19 protein-coding genes and 6 pseudogenes are annotated in these 20,914 nt (G+C 70.9%); 18 read left to right on the plus strand and 7 right to left on the minus strand.

The features are described from left to right. Window positions 1-1,048: 1,048 nt before the first annotated feature. From AS857_RS05760 to AS857_RS05775, 4 genes and pseudogenes are all read left to right on the plus strand, one after another. Window positions 1,049-1,779, plus strand: a pseudogene (locus AS857_RS05760) (AraC family transcriptional regulator). Window positions 1,780-2,012: 233 nt separating this feature from the next. After that, window positions 2,013-2,818 (plus strand): annotated as a pseudogene (locus AS857_RS05765) (FAD-dependent monooxygenase); the annotation flags it as partial. Between the two features lie 714 nt (window positions 2,819-3,532). Further along, window positions 3,533-4,042, plus strand: a complete 510-nt coding sequence (locus AS857_RS05770) for a hypothetical protein (RefSeq protein ID WP_058042119.1) — start codon at window positions 3,533-3,535, stop codon at window positions 4,040-4,042. A 117-nt stretch (window positions 4,043-4,159) separates the two neighbouring features. Then, on the plus strand, window positions 4,160-5,650 hold the full coding sequence (locus AS857_RS05775; RefSeq protein ID WP_058041996.1) for a flotillin family protein: 1,491 nt from the start codon (window positions 4,160-4,162) through the stop codon (window positions 5,648-5,650). Window positions 5,651-5,738: 88 nt separating this feature from the next. On the opposite strand, the gene AS857_RS05780 is transcribed toward AS857_RS05775, so the two are convergent. After that, window positions 5,739-6,806 (minus strand): PucR family transcriptional regulator, encoded by a 1,068-nt coding sequence (locus AS857_RS05780; protein WP_058041997.1) that lies wholly within the window; start codon window positions 6,804-6,806, stop codon window positions 5,739-5,741. Between the two features lie 417 nt (window positions 6,807-7,223). Between AS857_RS05780 and AS857_RS05785 the strand changes: the two genes are divergently transcribed. Then, on the plus strand, window positions 7,224-7,766 hold the full coding sequence (locus AS857_RS05785; RefSeq protein ID WP_144440735.1) for an RICIN domain-containing protein: 543 nt from the start codon (window positions 7,224-7,226) through the stop codon (window positions 7,764-7,766). A gap of 508 nt (window positions 7,767-8,274) precedes the next feature. Here AS857_RS05785 and AS857_RS05790 read toward each other — a convergent pair. After that, on the minus strand, window positions 8,275-8,628 hold the full coding sequence (locus AS857_RS05790; protein WP_058041999.1) for a zinc ribbon domain-containing protein YjdM: 354 nt from the start codon (window positions 8,626-8,628) through the stop codon (window positions 8,275-8,277). Between the two features lie 156 nt (window positions 8,629-8,784). Here AS857_RS05790 and AS857_RS05795 point away from each other — a divergent pair, with 156 nt between their 5' ends. The 4 genes and pseudogenes from AS857_RS05795 (at window position 8,785) to AS857_RS05810 (ending at window position 10,770) form a co-directional block, all read left to right on the plus strand. Beyond that, window positions 8,785-9,132 carry an ArsR/SmtB family transcription factor gene (locus AS857_RS05795; RefSeq protein WP_058042000.1) on the plus strand — a complete coding sequence of 116 codons (348 nt, stop codon included), beginning with the start codon at window positions 8,785-8,787 and terminating at the stop codon, window positions 9,130-9,132. A gap of 152 nt (window positions 9,133-9,284) precedes the next feature. Next, window positions 9,285-9,902 (plus strand): annotated as a pseudogene (locus AS857_RS05800) (STAS domain-containing protein); the annotation flags it as partial. After that, complete coding sequence (locus tag AS857_RS05805; RefSeq protein ID WP_058042001.1) at window positions 9,899-10,354, plus strand: pyridoxamine 5'-phosphate oxidase family protein; 456 nt, start codon at window positions 9,899-9,901, stop codon at window positions 10,352-10,354. The pseudogene AS857_RS05800 and the gene AS857_RS05805, both read left to right, overlap by 4 nt. Next, entirely contained in the window at window positions 10,351-10,770 is a 420-nt protein-coding gene (locus tag AS857_RS05810) for an ATP-binding protein (RefSeq protein WP_058042002.1), read from the plus strand. Before AS857_RS05805 ends, AS857_RS05810 begins: the two co-directional genes overlap by 4 nt. Window positions 10,771-10,865: 95 nt before the next feature. On the opposite strand, the pseudogene AS857_RS42290 reads toward AS857_RS05810, so the two are convergent. The 4 genes and pseudogenes from AS857_RS42290 to AS857_RS40285 all read right to left on the minus strand — a co-directional run. After that, a pseudogene (locus AS857_RS42290) lies at window positions 10,866-10,955 on the minus strand (DUF6126 family protein); the annotation flags it as partial. A gap of 96 nt (window positions 10,956-11,051) precedes the next feature. Then, window positions 11,052-11,552, minus strand: coding sequence for an ATP-binding protein (locus tag AS857_RS05815; protein ID WP_245699596.1), 501 nt, complete (start codon window positions 11,550-11,552; stop codon window positions 11,052-11,054). Further along, the gene (locus tag AS857_RS05820; protein WP_275477347.1) at window positions 11,549-11,902 is read right to left on the minus strand and encodes an ArsR/SmtB family transcription factor; all 354 of its coding nucleotides are present in this window, start codon (window positions 11,900-11,902) and stop codon (window positions 11,549-11,551) included. Before AS857_RS05820 ends, AS857_RS05815 begins: the two co-directional genes overlap by 4 nt. Next, window positions 11,899-12,069, minus strand: coding sequence for a hypothetical protein (locus AS857_RS40285; protein ID WP_173864720.1), 171 nt, complete (start codon window positions 12,067-12,069; stop codon window positions 11,899-11,901). The genes AS857_RS05820 and AS857_RS40285 overlap by 4 nt, the downstream gene beginning before the upstream one ends. Before the next feature lie 170 nt (window positions 12,070-12,239). On the opposite strand from AS857_RS40285, the pseudogene AS857_RS41085 reads away from it, so the two are divergent. From AS857_RS41085 to AS857_RS05865, 9 genes and pseudogenes are all read left to right on the plus strand, one after another. Next, a pseudogene (locus AS857_RS41085) lies at window positions 12,240-12,359 on the plus strand (2-hydroxyacid dehydrogenase); the annotation flags it as partial. Between the two features lie 21 nt (window positions 12,360-12,380). Then, window positions 12,381-13,224: pseudogene (locus tag AS857_RS05830) on the plus strand (glycosyl hydrolase family 65 domain-containing protein); the annotation flags it as partial. A gap of 420 nt (window positions 13,225-13,644) precedes the next feature. After that, on the plus strand, window positions 13,645-13,926 hold the full coding sequence (locus AS857_RS05835) for a peptidylprolyl isomerase (protein ID WP_058042004.1): 282 nt from the start codon (window positions 13,645-13,647) through the stop codon (window positions 13,924-13,926). 341 nt (window positions 13,927-14,267) lie between these two features. Further along, window positions 14,268-16,934, plus strand: a complete 2,667-nt coding sequence (locus tag AS857_RS37275; protein ID WP_079110096.1) for a SpoIIE family protein phosphatase — start codon at window positions 14,268-14,270, stop codon at window positions 16,932-16,934. Window positions 16,935-16,997: 63 nt separating this feature from the next. Beyond that, on the plus strand, window positions 16,998-17,189 hold the full coding sequence (locus AS857_RS05845; protein ID WP_058042006.1) for a hypothetical protein: 192 nt from the start codon (window positions 16,998-17,000) through the stop codon (window positions 17,187-17,189). A gap of 209 nt (window positions 17,190-17,398) precedes the next feature. Beyond that, window positions 17,399-17,812: a VOC family protein gene (locus AS857_RS05850; RefSeq protein ID WP_058042007.1), complete on the plus strand. Its 414-nt coding sequence runs from the start codon at window positions 17,399-17,401 to the stop codon at window positions 17,810-17,812. Between the two features lie 103 nt (window positions 17,813-17,915). Further along, a complete protein-coding gene (locus tag AS857_RS37280) occupies window positions 17,916-18,350 on the plus strand; it encodes a VOC family protein (RefSeq protein ID WP_079110097.1) in 435 nt (144 codons plus the stop codon). A gap of 176 nt (window positions 18,351-18,526) precedes the next feature. Continuing rightward, the gene (locus AS857_RS05860) at window positions 18,527-19,495 is read left to right on the plus strand and encodes an NUDIX domain-containing protein (protein ID WP_058042008.1); all 969 of its coding nucleotides are present in this window, start codon (window positions 18,527-18,529) and stop codon (window positions 19,493-19,495) included. 221 nt (window positions 19,496-19,716) lie between these two features. Next, window positions 19,717-20,370 carry a hypothetical protein gene (locus AS857_RS05865; protein WP_058042009.1) on the plus strand — a complete coding sequence of 218 codons (654 nt, stop codon included), beginning with the start codon at window positions 19,717-19,719 and terminating at the stop codon, window positions 20,368-20,370. A 191-nt stretch (window positions 20,371-20,561) separates the two neighbouring features. Here the strand turns inward: AS857_RS05865 and AS857_RS05870 are convergent, their stop codons facing one another. After that, entirely contained in the window at window positions 20,562-20,897 is a 336-nt protein-coding gene (locus AS857_RS05870; RefSeq protein WP_058042010.1) for a hypothetical protein, read from the minus strand. Between the last annotated feature and the right edge of the window lie 17 nt (window positions 20,898-20,914).

Below are 20,914 nucleotides of genomic sequence, written 5' to 3' on the forward strand. Positions count from 1 at the left end.
CGGTGTGGATACCGGGACTGTGGCGTGCCACAACAGGTCGCTGACCGGTGTTTCGTAGGCCGCGGTGGTCGACTTGATGTCGCCTTCGGCATCGTGGTCGAAGAGGGCACGCAGGGTGCGGGAATTGTGGCCGGCGGCGGTCGTGTGTCGTTCCGGCTTGCGTCGCCAGTGCCCGCCCGTCGTACCGTGCCCGGCCGTCCCGGAAGAGGGCGGGCGCGACGACCAGGGCCAGTGCCAGGATCGCCGCCCCGCCCGCCGCGAAGGCCGTGCGCGGTCCGGCGGCTTCGGTGAGCATGCCGAAGAGCAGAGCGCCGAGGGGCATCGTGCCCCAGGCGAACAGGCGGTAGTCGCCCGTCGCCCGGCCCAGCAGCCGGTCGGGGATGAGGCCTTGCCGCAGGGACACCCCCACGACGTTCCAGAGCACGAGGGCGAACCCGCTTGCGCCGTACGCCACCGCGACCACGGCGACGTTGCCGGTCGCGGCCACGGCGGGCCCCGCGGCGCCGATGAGGACGAGGCCGCCCAGGAGGGTGGGAACCCGCCCGCCGCGCGGCTGATGCGGCTCGCGGCGGCGCCACCGATCACCCCGCCGACGGTGCCGGCCGCCACGAGCGCCCCGTACGCGGCGGGCGGGAGCTGCAGTACGTCGCGCACGAGGATGACGAAGACGGCCACGTGGCCGAGGTGGACGGCGTTGGCTGCGCTGCAGCTCTGCGTGCTGGAACAGGGGGTGCCGGCCTTGGCGGTTGCCGAAGCCGGTGTTCGACCGGACCGTGTCCAGAGACGTGATGGCGGCGAGTGGCGGGGCAGCGGATCGTGCTGATCCCCTGACACCCGCCGTACGGGGGTGCCGGCACCGGGCATCGAGCCCACTGCGGTGTACTCGTCGGGGCGTTCGGCGAGCCCGCCGCATTCGAGGGCCGTCTCGACGGCTCTGCCGACCGGCTCCGGGGGAGCAGGCACCGGACCGCCGGTACGCCGGCGGCCGATGCCGGAAACCCGCCAACCCTCCCCGCTCTCCCCAGCGCCCGTGACGCCACCGGCGGAGATGCCCCGTGGTGCGGCCTGGATCTCGCACGGCTACCACCTTGATGCCCACTCCCACACCCACGGCCAGCTGGTGTACGCCGCCGCCGGAGCCTTCGCCACCACGACCGAACGCGGGACCTGGATCGCCGCGGCGAACCGGGTGACGTGGACGCCGCCCGGATTCGACCACTCCCATCGCTTCTACGGCCGAACCGACGTCCGCCTGCTCGACATCCCCGTCGACCTGTGCGACGAACTCGCCTAGTACCCCGGCGTGTTCGAGGTGAGCCCGCTGCTGCGGGAGGCACTCCTGGCGCTGACCGACCGACCGGAGCTCCGCCCCGGGGCCGACCGGCGACTGCTCACGGTGGTGGTCGACGAGCTCGCAGGCGCCCCCGAACCGTCCCTGCATCTGCCCGAACCGCGCGACGACCGGCTGTGGGCCGTCATCGCCCTCCTGCACGCCGATCCCGGCCGGACCGCGACCCTGGCCGCGTTGGGACGGACGGTGGGAGCGAGCGGACCCTGAGCCGTCTGTTCCACACCGACCTCGGCATGGGCTTCCACCGCTGGCGCACCGTCCTGCGCATTCACCATGCCTTGGTCCACTTCACCAACGGCCGGTCCGTGACCGACACCGCGATGGAGTGCGGGTGGTCCAACCCGCCGAGCTTCATCGAGGCGTTCACCGGCATCGCCGGTCAGGCCCCGGGCCGCTACCAGGCCGATCTGCGCGGCGACGTGCCGTAGCCGCACTCGGCCCGGGCGTCCGGCGGTCGTGGCTCCGGGGGGCCAGGCCGGCCCCGGCTCCGGGGGTGTGCTTCCGACGGGTTGTGGTTCACGTTCAGGCCGTGCCCCACATTGGCGGCTTTCCCGTATCTGCTGGCTGTTTGCCGGTTGGGGGAATCGCGGCCCGGCTCAGAGTGGTGGTTGGCACGCCGCGCCACACCGGGCGACAGGCGTAGCGAAAGGGACACGGACATGTGGTGGATACAGGTGGAAGCACCGCCGTCGCCATCGTGGGGGCCGGGATCGCCGGACTCACGCTCGGCAATTTCCTGGTGCGCAACGGCATCGGCTGCATCGTTCTGGAGAAGCACAGCCGGGCATACGTCGAGCAACGGCAACGGGCCGGGACCATCGACGGAGTGCGCATGTTCCGGGAGTGGGGGCTCGACGAGGTGGTGGACGCGTCCTGGCCGACGTGCCGGCCGATCCCGCAGCCATGGCGGTGCACTCCCATGGCCTGGCCGGGCTCATCCCCCGCGGCGCGAACGCCAGTCGGCTCTACCTCCAGCGCTCGACCGACGACACCCTCTCGCAATGGCCGGACGAGCGCATCTGGAGCGAGTTGGAAGCCCGCTTCGGCACCCCCGTCTCGACCGGCCCGATCGTCGACAAGCGGCTCGTGCCGCTTCGGAGCGTGGTGTACAGCCCCATGAGCTACGGCAGGCTGTACCTGCTCGGAGACGCGGCGCACATCGTCCCTCCGATGAGCGTGAAAGGGATCAACCTCGCCCTCCACGACACCGAGGTGTTCGCCCGCGCCGTCATCCGCCGGATCCGGGAGAGCGATTCGACCCTGCTCGACGACTACTCGGAGACCTGTCTGCGCCACATCTGGAACTACCAGGCGTTCGCGGTCTGGATCACCGAGATGATGCACAACGCCGGAGACGCCCCCTACGAAGGGGAGTTCCGCAAGCGGATCGCCCGAGCCGAACTGGAGCGCGCGTTCACCTCGCCGACGGCGAAGCGCCTGTTCGACGAGCTCACCGTGGGCGTGAACTGGGCCGCTTCGTTGGGACCGTCGGACGGCTCGGAGGGAGATGCCCGCGGCATGCAGTCCTGCCAGGTAAATGGTTGCTGTCTTCCAGGACGATGTCCGGCCCGGTGCGGGACCGTCCGTGTCGGCGGGGAACGCGCAGGCGGGCCATCACGTGCGCGAAGGCAGGCGCGTCACCGGCCTGTCCGGTGGTGAGGACGCGAACGGGTGTCGTCCGGCCGACTACTGCATCAGCTCGGTGTGGGGACGTTCCGGCGCGAGCAGACACGGCTCGGGCACGTATTCCTCGCGCTCCACCGGGCGGTTCCGGGGGTGAGGTGAGGATGTCGGTGACATCGGCCGCGGACCACCAGAACAGCGCGGTCCTGGGCATGTACGTCTCCGGAGGGTGGTCGAAGGGGCACCACAGCACCTGGAGCAGATCGGCCCCGGACCTCCCCGGTGGGCGCAGCAGGGGGATGTCACGCACGTACAACCGGGCCACGGGCAGCATGGGGACCGGGTCAGCTGAGGGAAGACCGCGGCGACGTCGACCGGCCGCGGCGGGCTCGGGTGGACGGCTCAGGAACGGGCCGCCCGGGCCGGCCTCAGGACCGTGGTACAGGAGGGGCGTTAAAAAGGCGTAAAGATTGCCGGAACCAGGAAATGTGTGTCGCCCGCTTCACCTGACACGATGCCGCCGTCCAGCGGGTTGTCAGTGAGGCGGGCGAGGTGCTCATGGGCTTGTTTCTTGGTCTCGGCATCGGGGGGATCGTGCTCCTGGCCCTGTCGTTGGTGTTCGACGGGGTGCTGGAGAGCGCCTTCGACGGTGCCCTGGGCGGATTGCTCGACGGGTGGCTGTCGCTTCCGGTGGTCGCGGGCTTCGTCTCGATGCTCGGTTTCACGGGGGCGATCGTGCTCGGGTCCACCGGACTCGGGGCGGGAACGGCGGCCTCCGCGGGCGCCGTCGCGGGGACGGGCGCCGGCTGGCTGACGTATCGCTTCAGCCGGGCCCTCCTGCGCTCCGGCGGCCCGGCCGCCCCCACGAAGGACGACCTCGTCGGGGTCGCCGGCACCGTGGTGACCTCCATCCCGGCCGACGGCTACGGCGAGGTGCTGCTCCGCCTGGCCGGGCAGCCGGTGAAGTACGCCGCCACGGCGGAGGCGCCGCTGGGCCGGGGCGCCGAGGTGTGGGTCACCGCCGCCCCGTCGTCCACGTCGGTGAGCGTGCGCGCGGTCGAGCGCTGAAGCGCCCACACGCGGTACGCGCGCACCGCACGCACACACAGCGCGCTCTCACCCTTTCCATGTGATTGCCAGTACGACCTGCCGCCCCTCCTCGGGAGGCAGGAGAGGAGATTCTCCATGAGCCCAGTCGTCACCGCGGTCGTAGGAGTGGTGGTACTCCTCGTCCTGCTGGCCCTGGTCGTCGTCACCCGCTACAAGGTCGCCGGCCCCAGTGAGGCGTTCATCATCACGGGCCGGCGCGGGAAGAAGTCCACGGACCCGCAGACGGGGCAGGTGTTCACCGACAACAGCGGTCAGAAGGTCGTGGTCGGCGGAGGGGTGTTCGTGGTGCCGTTCGTCCAGCAGCGGTACGTGCTCGACCTGTCCAGCCGGCACATACCCGTCGCCGTCCGCGGCGCGGTGACCCTGCGCGGCATCAAGGCGCACTTGGAGGGCGTCGCGATCGTCAAGGTCGGAGGCACCGAGGACGCGATCCGCGCCGCCGCGCAGCGCTTCCTCCAGCAGCAGGGCGGCATCGTCGGCTTCACCCAGGAAGTGCTCTCGGGAGCGCTGCGGTCCATCGTCGGCCGCATGTCGGTGGAGGACATCATCCGTGACCGCGCCGCGTTCGCCGGACAGGTCGCGGAGGAGGCCGAGGCCAGCCTGTCCGGTCAGGGACTTGTCCTCGACGCCTTCCAGATCCAGGACATCACCACCGAGGGCACCTACCTGGAGGACCTCGGCCGGCCCGAGGCCGCCCGGGCCGTGCAGGAGGCCGACATCGCCGAGGCCAACGCCCGCCAGGCGGCCGAACAGGCCCGGCTGAAGGCCGAGGAGGAGATCGCGGTCGCGCAGCGGACCCTGTACCTGCGGCAGGCGGAGATCAAGGCCGAGACCGACGCGGCGGCCGCGCAGGCCAATGCCGCCGGCCCGCTGGCCGAGGCGGACCGGCAGCAGCGGATCCTGGTCGAGCAGGAGAAGGTCGCCGAGCGCCAGGCCGCTCTGACCGACCGCCAGTTGGACACCCAGGTGCGTAAGCCCGCCGACGCCAAGCGGTACGAGGCGGAGCAGGAGGCGGAGGCCAAGCGGGTCGCCCGGGTCAAGCAGGCGGAGGCCGAGCGCCTGGCGGCGATCGCGGCGGCCGAGGCCGTGGCGGTCGAGGGTGCCAAGCAGGGTGAGGCCGAGCGGGCCCGGCGCGTGGCCATCGCGGACGCCGTCCGCCAGGAGGGCGAGGCGGAGGCCGCGGCCATCGCCGCCCGCGGCGCTGCCGAGGCCGAGGCGATGAACAAGAAGGCCGACGCCTTCGAGCGTTACGGCGACGCCGCCGTCCTGCAGATGCTCGTAGAGGTGCTGCCGCAGGTGGTCGGCAAGGCGGCCGAACCGCTCGCTGCCATCGACAAGCTGACCGTCATCTCCACCGACGGCGCCGGCAAGCTGCCCCGTACCGTCGCCGACAACGTCGCCCAGGGCATGGAACTCCTCGGCTCCACCACGGGCGTGGACCTGACCCGTCTCCTCCGGGGCCTGACCGCGGACAAGGCCGGGGGCAGGGCCGCGGACGAGGCCGGGGACGAGGTGGAGGCGGTTGGCCCGGCCTCGCCCAACGGCAAGATCCCGATCACGGAGTAACAGCCGGACAGGGTGGCAGGATCACCCACGCGCCCGCGCCGCTGCGGTTCACCCATGAGCTGCAGCGGCGCACGCGTGCCGCGCTGGTTCAGGACTGCGCCGGCCAGTCCAGGAGCCGGGCCCCGATGACGGCGGTCTGCAGTGTGTAGCGCTGTGCGGGGTCGGCCGCATCGCAGCCGGTCAGGGTGTGGATGCGCCGGAGCCGGTAGGTCAGCGCCCGGACGCTGAGCGAGAGCGTCCGGGCGGCCTCCGCCGATACGCATCCGGCGTCGAAGTAGGCGGTCAGCGTCTCCAGCAGGGGCAGGGCCCCGCCGCGCGCCTGGCGCAGTGGTCCGAGCGTCGTGTGGACCAGGTCCGCCAGCGCCTGGCGGTCGCGGGCCAGCACGGGGAAGACCAGCAGGTCGGAAGCCTTCAGCACAGGCTCGTCGAAACCCATCCGCGCGGCGAGTGCCAGCGTGGACAGGGCCTCCTCGTAGGAGTGCGCGACGCCCCCGCCACCTCCCTTGGCCCTACCGACGGCTATCCGGCCGCCGGAAGCGATCGCCGAGTAGGCCTGCTCGGCGAAGTAGGTCAGCACATCGGTCTGGTCGCCGGGAGCGATGCAGATGATCCGGCCGTCCTTGGTGGTGATGAGGATGTTCCGGCTGCCGAACCGGCCGACCAGTGAAGCGCCGACCTGCCGGGTCACCGGATGGAAGTCGTCGTAGGGCTCCGCCCCCTCGGCCACGGCCACGGCGTAGGCGTACGAGAGCAGCAGCCCGAGCCGCTCGGCCCGCTCTGCCAGCCGCCCGAGGTGGCTCCGTCCGTGCAAGAGGTCGTCGACGAACTCCCTCTGGTCCGCTGCCTCCTGACGTGCCGCCAGCCGCTGAGCCCGCTCGTAGCCTTCCGCGAACGCGTCGATCGCCTGCTCCGCGGCGCCCAGCACGTGATCGGCTTCGGCTGCGGAGGTGTGCCCTGCGGGCCAGTGCCGCCGCGTGGCCGCGAGGTGTGCGGCCACGCAGGAGCGCAGGGACAGCCCGGCTTCCGCCGCCTGCTCGCCGCTCGCCCTCCGGGAGTCGATCTGCGTTCGGTCGGCTCGGCGGCCCGTGCCTGCCGCATCGGTCAGGATCTGCTCGTACCCGTCCAGGTACGACTCGGGTCCTGTCCGCGCTTCCATGCGTGTTCTCCTGGTTTGACGTCCTTTTGCCTTCAATTTACGCACACGCGCAGCGGGCGTCGGACGTGCGTCCTTTGGGATCTCTCCCGCTGCCACGCACGTTCGGCAGCGATGATCAAGACATGTGCCGGGAGTGGCCTCGCGGACGGAGCCGCCTGCTCACCGGCGACTGCATCCACCGGCTGCTGGGCAGCAGAGCAGTCTGCGGTCAACGCTCGGAGAGGCTCCGGCGCTGCGGTCCCTCGAAGCAACAGGGCTGCGCACTGATTGCACCGCCGGACGGCGGGAGTCGCCACTCACCACAGTGGCTCTCGCATCACCCAATGGAGGTGTTTCACGGCGAAACCCCTTTCGAACGGGGTGCGGCGCGAGAGCCTGCGCTCACGGCCTCGGGGACAGTCGGACAGGGGGAAACTCGTGAGTCCACGCAAGCGACTTGCCGTGCTCGCGGCGGCACTGACCGCCACCTTCGCGGTTGCAGCCCCAGGCGCCGGGGCGGCCGGACCGCAAGCACGCGCGGCGGCGGCCCCGGCGGCGGTCGGACCGTTCCAGGTCAGAAACCAAGGCACCGGCCGCTGCATGGGCTTCCCGTCCGGTGACGACCGCGTGCGGGTGTGGGACTGCACCACGCAGGCGTACCAGCTCTGGGACCTGGTCGCCGACGGCCGCGGCCGCTACCACATGGTGAACCGCAGGAACGGCACGTGCCTCGCGGGCTACGCGCAGGGCCCGAGCGGCTGGGCGACCTGGCTGTCGACCTGCGACAGCAGCTTCACCAACGTCGACCAGCTCTGGTACGTCGACCCGGCGACCCAGTCCGACCCGGCACGCATCGCGAACCTCTTCGGCCGAGTCCTTGAGCCCGACCGCGGCTGGGGCGGCGCAAACGAGTCGCCCGTCGTGACCAACGACAATCAGGGACTGCCGAATCAGAAGTGGACCCTCAAGTACATCCTGTGAAAGCCGTCCGGCGCCTCGGCCCATGCGCAGCCCTCCTGTCACCGGACGGGCCGCACGCCGAGGCGCCGAAGGCGGCAGCGTCTGCCCCTGCTCGCCGTGGAAAGTCGGATGTGCAGGCGCGGAGTGCGTCCGGGGGAGGGCGCTGAGGGCGCTGAGGGCGGCAAGGTCCTGAAGTTCGCTCCATGCTCTTCGGAGAGTGCCCTCCTGAACCCGGGAATGCGCCGTCCCGTCCGCTTCCCGGAACACCGCTCGCGGGTGAGGCCGCCTCGAGCGCTGTAGCGCGCCGCGCGATCCCGGAGGGGGCGGATTGCCACGGGCCATGGGCTACGGGGCACGGGCCACGGGTCTGCGGGCTTGCCCCTTTGACCGCACTGGGCAGCGTCCGGCATCGGGCGCGACAGGGCGACCAGCCCTTCCCGTGCGGCGGCCCGGGCATCACGACTAGAGCAACGCAGGCCACCCGGCCCGGTCACGGGAAGATCTCCAATAGGCGTGCTGACGTATCTGGTCAGGCCTTTTTGACCACGCTGGACTTGAGCTGCATGGCGCCGAAACCGTCGATCTTGCAGTCGATGTCGTGGCCGGCCACACCGTCCACGAGGCGGATGTTGCGCACCTTGGTGCCGGCCTTGATCCCGGTCGGGTGGCCCTTGACTTTCAGGGTCTTGATCACTGTGACCGTGTCTCCGTCGGCGAGTGCATTGCCGACCGCGTCCTTGATCACCCCGCCCTCGGTGTCGCCCGCGGCATCGGCGGCCGTGGGAGACCACTCGTGGCCGCACTCGGGGCAGACCAGGAATGCGCCCATCTCGTAGGTGTATGCACTGGAGCATTCGGGGCACGGAGGCAGGTTCTCGATCACCGGGCCACTGTAGCCCGGGGCCCGCAAGGATGACGAATTGCAGAATTTTGCAATTCGCTACATGATGGTTTGGCTGTGCCTGCAGGTAGCCGCCGGCGCAGCGTCAGGCGTTGCCTCCGCGCAGGAGGCTCGGCGAGGCGAGAGGCTGAGGGTTCCGTGCCGGTTCCGCTGTGTCAGGCGAAGGCCGAGTTCTTCCGGATGCTGGGACACCCGGTCCGCATCCGGGTGCTGGAACTGCTCCAGGACGGGCCCAGGCCGGTACGCGATCTGCTGGCCGAAATCGACATCGAGCCCTCCAGCCTGTCCCAGCAACTGGCGGTACTACGCCGCTCGGGCATCGTGACCTCCACCCGCACCGGCTCCACGGTCGTCTACGAACTCGCCGGCGGCGACGTGGCCGAACTCATGCGAGCCGCTCGCCGCATCCTCACCGAAATGCTCAGCGGACAGAACGAGCTGCTGGAGGAGCTCCGCGGCGTCGAGGTCGAGGCCGGTGCTCGGTGAACTCTCCTCCTGCCCGGGCGGGGGCCCGGGTGCGGTCCGTACTGCCTGCCCGCGCCGAGCCGGCGGGCATGGGCCGCAGCCCACGCCGTGATCTGCCGGCCGGGCTGACGGTGGCGATCGTGGCCCTGCCGCTCGCCCCCGGGTTCTGGGTCTCCTCCGGCCTGGTGCTGGTCCTCACGGCCGTCGCGACCGTGGCCCTGGACCTCGTGTACGCCGTCATCATCGGCCTGCTCGTCGCCGGCGCGCTCGCCCTGAGGGCGGTGGCCGAGCAGGCCCATCAGGGCCAGGTCTCCTTGAAGGCGGACCTGTCCGGCGACCACAGGGCCGGGGAACACGCGCTACTGGACGAGCACATCGTGGCGTACGGCATCGACGGTCCGCTGTTCTTCGCCGTTGCCCACCGCTTCCTGCCGGAGCTCTCGGAGGTCGCGGACGGGCGCGTGGTGATCCTGCGCATGTCCCGTGTGACCACCGTCGACGTCACCGGCGCCCTCGTCCTGAAGGGCGCAGTCACCAAGCTGAACCGGCGCGGCATCACTGTCCTGGCCTCCGGCATACGCCCCGGCCGGCGCCGGGTCCTCGACTCCGTAGGCGCCCTCGGCCTGCTCCGGGCCGCCACGGGCGACGACTACGCCGACACCTCCGAAGCCGTCGCCGCCGCACGTAGCCACCTGCGCAGCGCCGGAACCCTGCCCACCGCCCCTGCCGTCCCGGCCCAGGCGCGCTCGCACGCCCCCGCAGCCGTGATCACCGAGGAGTCTTCCCGATGACCACTTCTCCCTCGCTCCGCCGCATGTTCGAGGTGTCCGGTGAGGAGGCCTGGTACCTGCTCGGCGGTGTCGCCCAGGGCCGCATCGTCTACGAGCAGCGGGACGGCGTCGCCGTACGCCCCGCCTGCCACGTACTGGAGTACGGGCGCCTGATCGTCCGCACCCCGGCCCCCGGCGCAGCCCTCTTCGGGCGCGTCACCGTCACCTACCACTGCGACCACCTCCACCCCAACACCGGGACCGGCTGGGCGGTGACAGCCGGCGGCCTCGCCGAGGTCGTCACCAGCCCGGACGAAGCCGCCCACTACCGCCGCACTCTCCCCGGCTGGGCCCACGGCCCCCACGACACACTCCTGCGCATCCATCCGCAGGCCGTGACCGCCTTCCGCTTCGCCCACGCCGCCGACGCATCCGGCACCTCCGGCGGCACGACCCGGTCCACGGCTTCATGAAACTGTCCGCTTCCCTGCCGTTCCGGTCCGTGCTCGTCTGCCCCACCGTGCCCGCGTCGGTGGCCCTGGCCCGCCGTACCGCCGAGATGATCTACGTCGATTCCTGGCGCATCAACCCTCGCCACCAGGCCTTCGGACCGGCACTGCTCATGCTCAGCGAGCTCGTCACCAATACCGTCCGGCACGCGGCAGCCGTCTCACCTCAGGTGACCGTCACCTACGCCGCCGGTCCGGAGACCCTCGCCTTCGGCGTCCACGACCGTCACCCCCACCAGCCCGACCCGGCACGCTTCGCAGACGGCCCCGGCGGGCTCCGCCTCATCGCCGAGCTGACCGCGGAGCTGTGCGGCAGCTGCACAGTGCTGCGGGACGTCGACGGCGGCGGCAAGACCATCTGGATCTCCCTGCCGATCTGACGCCCGCACAGCAGGAGCAGACCCGGAACGACACACGCGAGGGATGACATGACAGTCGTCTGACAGTCGTCCTGCCGGCGATTGAAGCCGGCTACGAGGTGGGTGACGAAGACGTGGACCAGGACCCGCAGGGCGACTTGTCTCTCCGCGCGTTTCTCGCTTCGGCGGGGCGCATCTGTGCACACACTCCGGTCCGCGCGGCCCGGGCCGCAACGGAGCGGATTCCGTCCGCGTCCGCTGTGCGTGGGGGCCGGCTTCCGGCGGCGTGCAGGTGCGTGATCTCAAAACGCACGGGAACCGGCGCCGCTTCTGCGGGAACTCAGGTTGTCGGGGACGCGGAAACGGGCCAGCACCACCTTGCCGCAGCCGTGCACGGCAGGTTCCACGCTCAACGTGCCGCCGTAGGCGGCGGCCAGGCCGGCGACAGTCCGAAGACCGTCCCCCACCCCTGCCGGGGACAGAACGGGAAGGCGCGGGGCCTGGTCGGCTACGCCGACGACGAGCTGACCGGCCCCGACCGCGATGGTCACATCCGCAGTGGGGGACTGGTCGGCTGCGTGCCGCACGGCGTTCGCGACCAGCTCGCTCACCACCAGTAGGACAGCGCCGGCGAAGGCCGAGTCCGGGCGGAGCCCGTACTCCGAAAGGGCCATCGTCGTATCGTGCCGTGCCTGCCGCACCGCCTCCGGAACCAGCGGAACCGTCAGGATGCGCCGCCACACAGGAGAGGAACCCGCATACGCTGCCGTCGGCGACGACGCGCCCTTGCGGCGCCACGTCACTGCGAAGCCTCCGCCTCGGCCTCCCGCAGCTCCACGAGGAGCTCGTTCTGTCCGCTGAGCATTTCGGTGAGGATGCGGCGAGCGGCTCGCATGAGTTCGGCCACGTCGCCGCCGGCGAGTTCGTAGACGACCGTGGAGCCGGTGCGGGTGGAGGTCACGATGCCCGAGCGGCGTAGTACCGCCAGTTGCTGGGACAGGCTGGAGGGCTCGATGTCGATTTCGGCCAGCAGATCGCGTACCGGCCTGGGCCCGTCCTGGAGCAGCTCCAGCACCCGGATGCGGACCGGGTGTCCCAGCATCCGGAAGAACTCGGCCTTCGCCTGGTACAGCGGAACCGGCGCCCTCGTCACTGCTCGCCCTCCGTTTCCACGCCATGTGCCTCGGCGATACGCAGTGCGTCCTCCAGTTCGTCCTCTGCCACGGCCACCGCGTGTGCGTCCCCGGCTTCCTTCGCGGCATCGAGAGCCGTACGCGCCCGGCGCACCCGACCCCGCGCCGCCTCGACGAACCCGCCCACCCAGACCTCCACACCGAAATGACTTGGCTATTACGGCAACTGGTGAATTGAAGAACTCTTCAAGTCTACCCCAGGGCGGCGGCGAGACCGAAGCCCGTCAGCTCTCCGGGATCCGGTGCTCGCGTGGCCGGGTGCCGCCGGCGGTTCAGGGGGTCGTGGCCGGGGCGCGCTCCCGGGTGTCGACCTGCTCGCCGCACTCCGTAGCGGAGTTCGCCCGGGCACTGGCCCTCGCGGTCGATCGCAAGGTGCCGCGGGCGGTCACCCGGACCCAGGACTTCGGCTTCCGGCTTCCCTCGTGAAGGACGACGCCCCTGCCGCCGCGGCGCCGGCAGGAGCTGCTGGGGCACGGAGGCCTGGACGCCGGGGAGCTCTCCCTGTGGGAAGACGTCTCCCGTTACCTGCGCGTACCGTTCCACCAAGGCGTCATCAGCCAGTTCGAGGGCTACGAGCAGCTGGCCGAGCTCGACTGGGACGGCTACCGGGAACAGTACGGCGACATCCGCTGGCTGGACCGCATCCTGGAGGCCGAAGGCGACTCCGTCAACCGGTATCAGGCGTCGAAGCAGGCGGACGCACTGATGCTCGGATACCTCTTCTCGCCGGCCGAGCTGTCCGCCGTCTTCGCCCGCCTCGGATACGAGCTCACCGACGAGACGTGGCACCGCACCGTGGACTACTACCTGCGCCGCACCAGCCACGGCTCCACCCTCAGCGGCCTGGTCCACGGCTGGGTACTCGCCCGGGCCCGCCGCGCCGACGCCTGGTACTACTGCCGGGAAGCCCTGGAGGGCGACGTCGCCCTCCAGGGCGGCACCACGGCCGAGGGCATCCACCTCGGCGCGATGGCCGGCACCCTGACTCTGGTGCAGCGCGGCCTGACCGGGATGGAGACCCACGGAAGACGCCCTCTGGCTCGACCCGGTGGCGCTCCCCGAGCTGTCCGAGTTCGGCTTTTTCCTGCCACCATCCGCTACCTGGGACAATGGGGGATCGGGGTACGGCTGCGGGGCGAGCAACTGACCGTCAGCGTGCCGAACTCGGAAGAACCCCGTCAGGGTCGTCCTGCCCGGCCGTTCGCTCGCCATCGACCCGGGGGAGGCGAGAACACCGACGCTGCGTCGAGGGCGCCCCTGGGCCGGACCGCCGTGCCGGTGAGCTCCCGCTGCGCCCTGTAGCCCAGGTCTTGGTGGCCGGGCGACCGGCGGCCGGTGCTGCAGCTGTCGTGACGTCCTGCATGACTGCCTCCCGGGTGGTCGGAGGGGCCTTGCTCGCCGCAGCTTCCCCCCACCATCGCTTCTCCCCGCGCATGTCGCCACAGGCCACAGGCCACAGGCCACCGGATACCGGCGACCTCCTATGGGCGCCGGCCCGGGCCCGGCCGGTTTCGCAAGTGAAGGCGTGGTGGCCCGGCAGCGGGGGTGGCACATGAGACGATGCGCTGGCGGCCGTCCGATGAGGCCGCTTACGGGAGACGAGGGGATCGACGGCAGGTTGATGCCGTAGGCGTTGCACCTGAGAAGGTCCCTCGGAGCGTCTTCCCGGCGATATTGATATGCACTCGAAGGGATGTAACTAATGGCTAGGGCTACTGCGCGTCACATTCTGGTCAGTTCCGAGGACAAGGCGAATGAGCTGAAGGCGCAGGTCGAGGCCGGGGCCGATTTCGCCGAGCTCGCCAAGGCGCACTCCACGTGTCCCTCCGGCCGGCAGGGCGGCGACCTGGGTTCGTTCGGTCCGGGGCAGATGGTTCCCGAGTTCGACACGGTCGTCTTCTCGGCCCCGACGCATGTGGTCCAGGGGCCGGTGAAGACCCAGTTCGGTTACCACCTCATTGAGGTGACCGGCCGCCAGGACTGACACGTCGGTCACTTTCGCACGGATTCGCCGATGACGCCGGTGCGGTTCTCCGTCGCACCTGGCTGAGGTGGTTCTGCCGGCCGCTGACGTCCGGCCCGCCTGCACCGCTGGGTGCGGGCGGGCCGCGGCGTGTCGGCCCGGCGAAGCGGAGGTCGGAGCGGGCTGTGAGGCCGGCCGTCGCGGCTGTAGCGGGCGAAGGCGACGAGCGGCCGCGCATGTCACCCCATACGGCGGCCCGCACCCGCCCGGCGCGTCATCGTCTGGCGGACCTGATCGACCACGGGGAAAATGGCGATCATGGGCTCTCTCGGGGGCGCGTGCTGTCCAGGCGAGATGCGGAGATGAATGCAGGGGTGAAGCTCTTCGGTGGTCCGGTCGAGTCCGCTGCGCCGCTCGCGCCCGGCCCCGGCGCGGGCGAGAAGGGGCTCAAGGCCGGTGCCCTGGGACTGTTCTCCTCGGTCGCCATGGGCCTGTCCTCCACCGCTCCGGCGTACAGCCTGGCGGCGACGCTCGGCCTGATCGTCGCGGGCGTCGGCCTCCAGGCGCCGGTCGTGACGATGCTGGCCTTCGTCCCGATGCTGCTGATCGCGTACGCCTACCGGGAGCTCAACGCGGGCGACGCCGACTGCGGGACCACCTTCACCTGGGCCTCCCGCGCCTTCGGCCCGCGCATCGGCTGGATGGGCGGCTGGGGCATCATCGTCGCCGACGTCATCGCCATGGCGAACCTCTCGGAGATCGCCGGCATCTACGGCTTCCGGCTGCTGGGGTTCGACTCGCTCGCCGAGGACCGGCTGTGGACCACCGTCGCGGGGGTCACCTGGATCGCCGTGATGACCGCGGTCTGCTACGTGGGCATCGAGGTGTCGGCGGCCCTCCAGCGCTGGCTGGTGTGCGCCGAGGTGGCGGTGCTGATCCTGTTCGCGGTGGCCGCCCTGGTCAGGGTCTACGCCGACGGGCCGCCGACGGCGATCCACGTCTCCGCCTCCTGGTTCAACCCCCTCCACGTGCCGTCGGCCAAGGAGCTGACCGCGGGCCTCCTCGCCGCGGTCTTCATCTACTGGGGCTGGGACACCGCCGTCGCGGTCAACGAGGAGACCGCCGACAGCAGGCACACCCCCGGACAGGCGGCGGTCGTCTCCACCGTGCTCCTGCTGGGCATCTACGCCCTGGTGGCGACGTCGGCGCAGGCGTTCGCCGGGATCGGCACCGAGGGCACCGGTCTGGGCAACACTGCCAACTCCGGGGACGTGCTCTCCGGCCTGGGCGGTGCCGTCTTCGGCACCACGGGCTCCGGCTGGTTCCTCACCAAGTTGCTCATCTTCACGGTGCTGACCTCGGCGGTCGCGTCCACCCAGACCACCATCCTGCCGCTGGCCCGCACCGTCTTCTCCATGGCGGCCCACAAGGCTGTCCCCTCGCACTTCGCCCGTGTGCACCGCAGGTTCCTCACCCCGACCTGGTCGACCGTCGGCATGGGCCTGGTCTCCATCGGCTTCCTCGTCCTGCTGACCGTGATCAGCCACGACGTGCTGGCCGACTCCATCAGCGCGGTCGGTCTCGCGATCGCCTTCTACTACGGCCTCACCGGCTTCGCCTGCGTCTGGTTCTACCGCGAGCGGCTCACGCGCAGCCCCCGGGACCTGCTCTTCAAGGGGGTGCTTCCGGGGCTGGGCGGGCTCCTGATGCTCAGCCTGTTCTGCTACGCCGCCTTCGTCGTCTACGCCGCCCCGGACTACGGCTCGACCTCCTTCGACCTGCCGCTCCTCGGGCACACCGGCGGGGTGAGCGTCGTGGGCCTGGGCGCCCTGCTGGTCGGCGTCGTCCTGATGCTGGTCATCACGCGAGAACACACCGCCGCCCTCAAACTGCAACGCGGTCTGCTGCCCCACCACCTGCCGTCGCTGACCGGGGTCGAGACGGCCAGCCGCTACGTGCCCGCCGACAGCCGCTCCGGGGTGGGCGGCGACTGGTTCGACGTCATCCCGCTGTCGAGCTCCCGGGTCGGCCTGGTCGTCGGGGACGTGCGCGGCCACGGGCTGCGCGCCGCCGCCACCATGGGACGGCTGCGTACGAGCGTACGGGTCCTGGCCAGGCTCGACCTCGCCCCGGACGAGCTGCTCGCGCGCTTGGACGACGTGGTCGGGCGGACCGCCGAGGAGCGCGTCGCCGAGGAGCGGGCGCAAGGCCGTGGCGGGGGCACGCCGGGGGCCGGCGGCGACGAGGCCCTGGGGGTCACCTGCCTGTACGCCGTCTACGACCCGGTGTCCGGGCGGTGCAGCATGGCGCGCGCGGGTCACTCGCCGCCCGCCCTCGTCGACCCCGCCCGCGGTGCCGTCAGCCGTCCGGGCCTCCCGGAGGGCCCGCCCCTGGGCCTGGGCGGCGCGCCCTTCCAGAGCGTGGAACTCCAGCTGCCCGCCGGCAGCCTGCTCGCCCTGTTCACCGACGGTCTCGTCCAGGCCCCGGACCACGACACCGAGACGGGGATCGGCCTGCTCTCCGGCGTCCTCACCGAGTGCCGGCGCCCCCTGGAGGAGCTCTGCGACCGCACCGTGGCCGAGCTGCTGCCCGGACCGGTGGACGACGACGCGGCCCTGCTCCTGGTCCGTACCCGGATGCTCGACGAGCACCAGGTGGCGGTCTGGGAGCTGGACGCCGACCCCGCGAGCGTCGCGCGGGCCCGGTCCGTCACCAGTGGGCAGCTGGGCGAGTGGGGGCTCGAGGACCTGTCGTTCACGACCGAGCTGGTCGTCAGCGAGCTGGTCACCAACGCCGTCCGCTACGCCTCCGGCGGGCCGGTCCACGTCCGGCTGATCCGCGACCGCAGCCTCGTCTGCGAGGTCGCCGACACCGGCCACACCTCGCCCCACCTGCGCCACGCCGCCGCCGACGACGAGGGGGGCCGGGGCCTGTTCATCGTCGCCCAGCTCACCCAGCGGTGGGGAACCCGCTACACCCCCACCGGCAAGACCATCTGGACCGAGCAGCCCCTGCCGACTGCGGAGTGAGCCCCCGGATCAGTCGTCGCGGCGAAGACGTCCTGGAAATTCGGTCAACCTCCCTCACCGGCCTTGAGGCAGACCGGAGAGCAGGCCTGCGCCGACAGAGAGTCGGCCGCCCGGGTCGCGGCCAACGCGGCCGACACCGTCGTAGTCGTCCACACCGACCTCAACGGCGGCGGCTCCGCCGGCCCCGACTACAAGCAGGACACCCCGGACACGGGCAGCTGGGGCTGGAACGCCGTCTCGTACATCCTGACCTGAGGTACGGACGGGCGGGCCCGGCCATCGCCGGGACCGCCCGTCGTGGATCGCCACGTCCTCGGCGAGGCCCGCCGTACCGGGGAAGGCAGCCAGGAACGCGCCGCCCCGGAAACCCGGCGGAGGCCGTGCGACAGCCGTCCAGGTGACAGCACGACGGCGGACGAGCGCGCCTCGGTGCGCTAGATCCGGCGCCATGCCGAGGATGCCCCATGGGCGAACTGCTGAATGACGAGCACTCGACCGATCTGCTGCTCGCGGGTGACGTGAAGCCCGGCACCGTCACCCCCGACATCGACGCCACCTTGGCGGTACTCGGCGAACTGGTCGGCGGCAAGCCGGACCTGCGGATGCGGTTCCGCCGCTTCGAGATCGCCTTCATCGGCAGTTTCTGCGTGCTGTCCGGCCCGCAGGAGGCGATGGACCGCTACCGCGGCACGGTCGGACCGGTGATCGTCGACGACCTCGACGAGACCCGTGAGGCCGTGCTGCGGCACGGTGCCGAGCTGACGATGCCGCCGTTCGAGGGCCCTGCCGGAATGGTCTTCCTGGCCCGCCAGCCGGACGGCGTCGAGTACGAATACATTCAGCTCGCACCCGAGGAGGGCAAGGGTCGTTCTCGCTGACGCAAATCCGCCGAACACCGAGGGCAGGTAGGGGCGGCCGCTGTCCATCCACTCCTAGGCATCCGGGGTCTCGGTGGACAGCACGCGTCACTATGATGGTCCGATGACATCGGTCAAGCAGTTCCAAGTCACCTTCGACTGCGCGGAACCTGAGCGCGTCGCTCGTTTCTGGTGTGAGGTGTTGGGGTACGTCGTACCGCCGCCACCGGAGGGGTTTGCCACCTGGGGCGATTTCGATCGCTCGCTGCCGCCCGAGCGTCAGGGGGCAGCGTTCGCATGCATCGATCCCTCAGGTGTGGGCCCGCGACTGTACTTTCAGCGCGTTCCCGAAGGCAAGGTCGTCAAGAATCGGCTGCATCTTGACGTGCGGGTCGGCACCGGGCTCGTGGGTGAAGAGCGACTGGCCGCGCTCGAGGCCGAATGCGCACGATTGCTCGAGCTCGGCGCGGTACGCGTGCGACTGCTGCGTGCCGATGGCTTCGACGAGTCGTGCCTCGTGATGCAGGACGTCGAGGGCAACGAGTTCTGCCTCGACTGAGGGGCCACGAGCGTGTCCCATCACCCGGACCAGCCGCTTGTGCTCAGCCAAGAGCACAAGAGGACCGGCCTGTTGACCGCCGACCAGGTGCCCGGCCCGACCATGCCCGATGGGTACAAGCAGTCGGGCACCTCGTGTTGGGCCCGTCACGCGCATTCCGCCAATATCATCGGCCAATGACCGAACAGTGGACGGGCGACGCTGCTCGCACGGCGGCCTGGGACGCACACGTAGAGCTCTCCACACGACTGGCCTTCACCGACTACGCGCACTACGAGGACTACGCGGACTACGCAGAGATCCCCAGCCGTCTCCTCGACGCCGCCGACCACCTCGACCAGGTGCTGTCGCGCGTTGCCGAGCACACCCTGTCGGTGTGCCTTGCGGAGCTGATCGTCAGGGGCCGCAAAGCCCTCCGGACGGTAAGAGAACTCCGGTCGGCCTTCGAGGGATGGTCCGGCCAGCTGGAGGTGACGCCTGGGGGTGACGACGAGCGGGCATGGCCGGAGTACCCGGCGCTCGCGTCGGCCCAGCAACAGGCAGCCCTCCAACTGCGACCGCTCGCCGGTCTTCTCGCGACCTATGCGCGCTCGGGCCGCGTACACGAGCCCGGCGACGGCTGGATCAAGCTCGACACGGAGATCGCGCACCAGGGAACCTTCCTTACTCTCCACCGCGATCAAGTCATCCAGCCTGACGGCAACTCCAGCACCTACGAGCACGTCACCATCGCTGACGGGGCCCGTGTCGTCGCCGTCAACCCCGCCGGACACATCGCGATCGTCACGGACAGCTGTTACCTCCCAGGCCGCATGCCGCTCCTTCCGGGCGGAGGCATCGCACCGGGCGAGGACCCGGAGGACGCGGCCCGCCGGGAGTGCGAAGAAGAGTCCGGCTGGCGGCCACGCGAGCTCCGGCTCCTGTCCGTGACCCAGCCCATTGCGGGGCTCACCGCGGCCAAGATCTACCTCTACCTCGCCACGGACCTGGAGGAGGGGCAACTGCGGCGTGACTGCACGGAGGTCGACATGACCGTCGAGTGGGTCCCCCTGGAGACAGCCCTCAAGCGAGTGGAGGACGGAACGATCTCCGACGCCGCGAGCGCCCTCGGGATCCTCCTCGCCACCCGGATCCTCACGCCCTGACCTGTGGGCCCTGACCCGGGGGCCCTGGCTCGTGGGCGGCCTCGGCGGGGAGTCCTGCGCCCGCTCGAACGACCGGGCAGCGTGCGCCCCCACCGCACGCTCCCGTGCGCCCCCACTGCCCCTGGCAGAGCTGCCGATCCCCTTGGCATCCCCACCCTCCCTCCACTGAAATGCGGATGCCAACGCTCCACGCCGTACAGCGAGAAGGAGTGAGTTGTCGCGTGATTCACCTGACCGAGACCCTGGCCGTCCACACCATCGAGGGCTTCCTCACGCCCGACGAGACGTCCCAGCTGACGAAGCTGCTGGACGATCACCTCGTAGCGACAGGATGGGTCCCCGAGCGGCCCAGGGAGGGCATGGTGCCGCCCGCGGCTGCACAGGAAATCCTGATGGCCGGCATCGAGCGGGCCATGCCTGCCGTCCGGCGGGTCTTCCCGTCCGTTGCCGGAGTCACCCCGTGGGACTACCACGACCTCGGCCCGGGCGACCGGATCGACCCGCACCTGCACGGTGTCCACGAACCGGACAAGCGGCCGCAGCGCGTTGCACGGGTGGCCTTCCACCTCCAGGAAGCGGAACGCGGCGGGCAGTTCTACGTCGACACCTGCTCCTCCGACGCCGTATGGACCGATCGCACCGCGGGCCCGGGCAGCGCCTTCTTGCCCGGTATGCGCTTCGCCCGCGACATCGCCGACGACGCCGGGCCGGAAGCCGCCTGGCTGAACGACGTCCCGCGTACCCGCTGGACCAGCGCGCCGCCCGCCGGAACCGCCGTCGTCTACGGCGCCCAGCTCGTCCACGGCGTCGAAACGGTCGTCGAGGGGCGGCTGCGCAAGCTCATCACCAACCTCCTGGACGGCCCTCCTCGCTGAGCAGGGACGAGCCCGACACACGCCCTCGTCAGGCTTCGCCAACCAAGCCGCTGAGACCGGCGCCACGAACGCGGCGGTAGCCGACGTCGCCGAGGACGCGGCCGGCTGCCACGACCGGCTGCCACGACCGGCCGGGTATCGGCGTCGATGGCCACTTGGTCGGATACCGCCAACCCGGCGCTACCGACGCCTCAGCCCTCCCGGCCGTCCTCGATCGCCTCGGCCACCACGGAGTGAAGGTGGCGGAGTGACGAGGGCAGCCGGGTCAGCAACCAGTGCTCCAGGGACCGGTCCGGGTCGGTCCGGGACGTGGCCCCCTCGGTCACCCGGCCGGCGAAGATGTGGATCACGCGGTCGGCGTCCGTGACCGTGAAGCCGCGGTAGCCCAGTCCTGGAGAGGGGGGCCGGGCCACCGGCCCCGCAGGTGGGAGACCGGCCGTCAGCGTGCGGAATTCCTCGGCGGCCCTTGGATCGAGGCGCCAGCGAGGATTGGGGCGCCCGCTGAACAGGTCCACTTCCACCAGCATGGGTCTCTCTTCATGTG

It is taken from the genome of Streptomyces roseifaciens (genome assembly GCF_001445655.1).
Classification (GTDB): domain Bacteria; phylum Actinomycetota; class Actinomycetes; order Streptomycetales; family Streptomycetaceae; genus Streptomyces; species Streptomyces aureoversilis.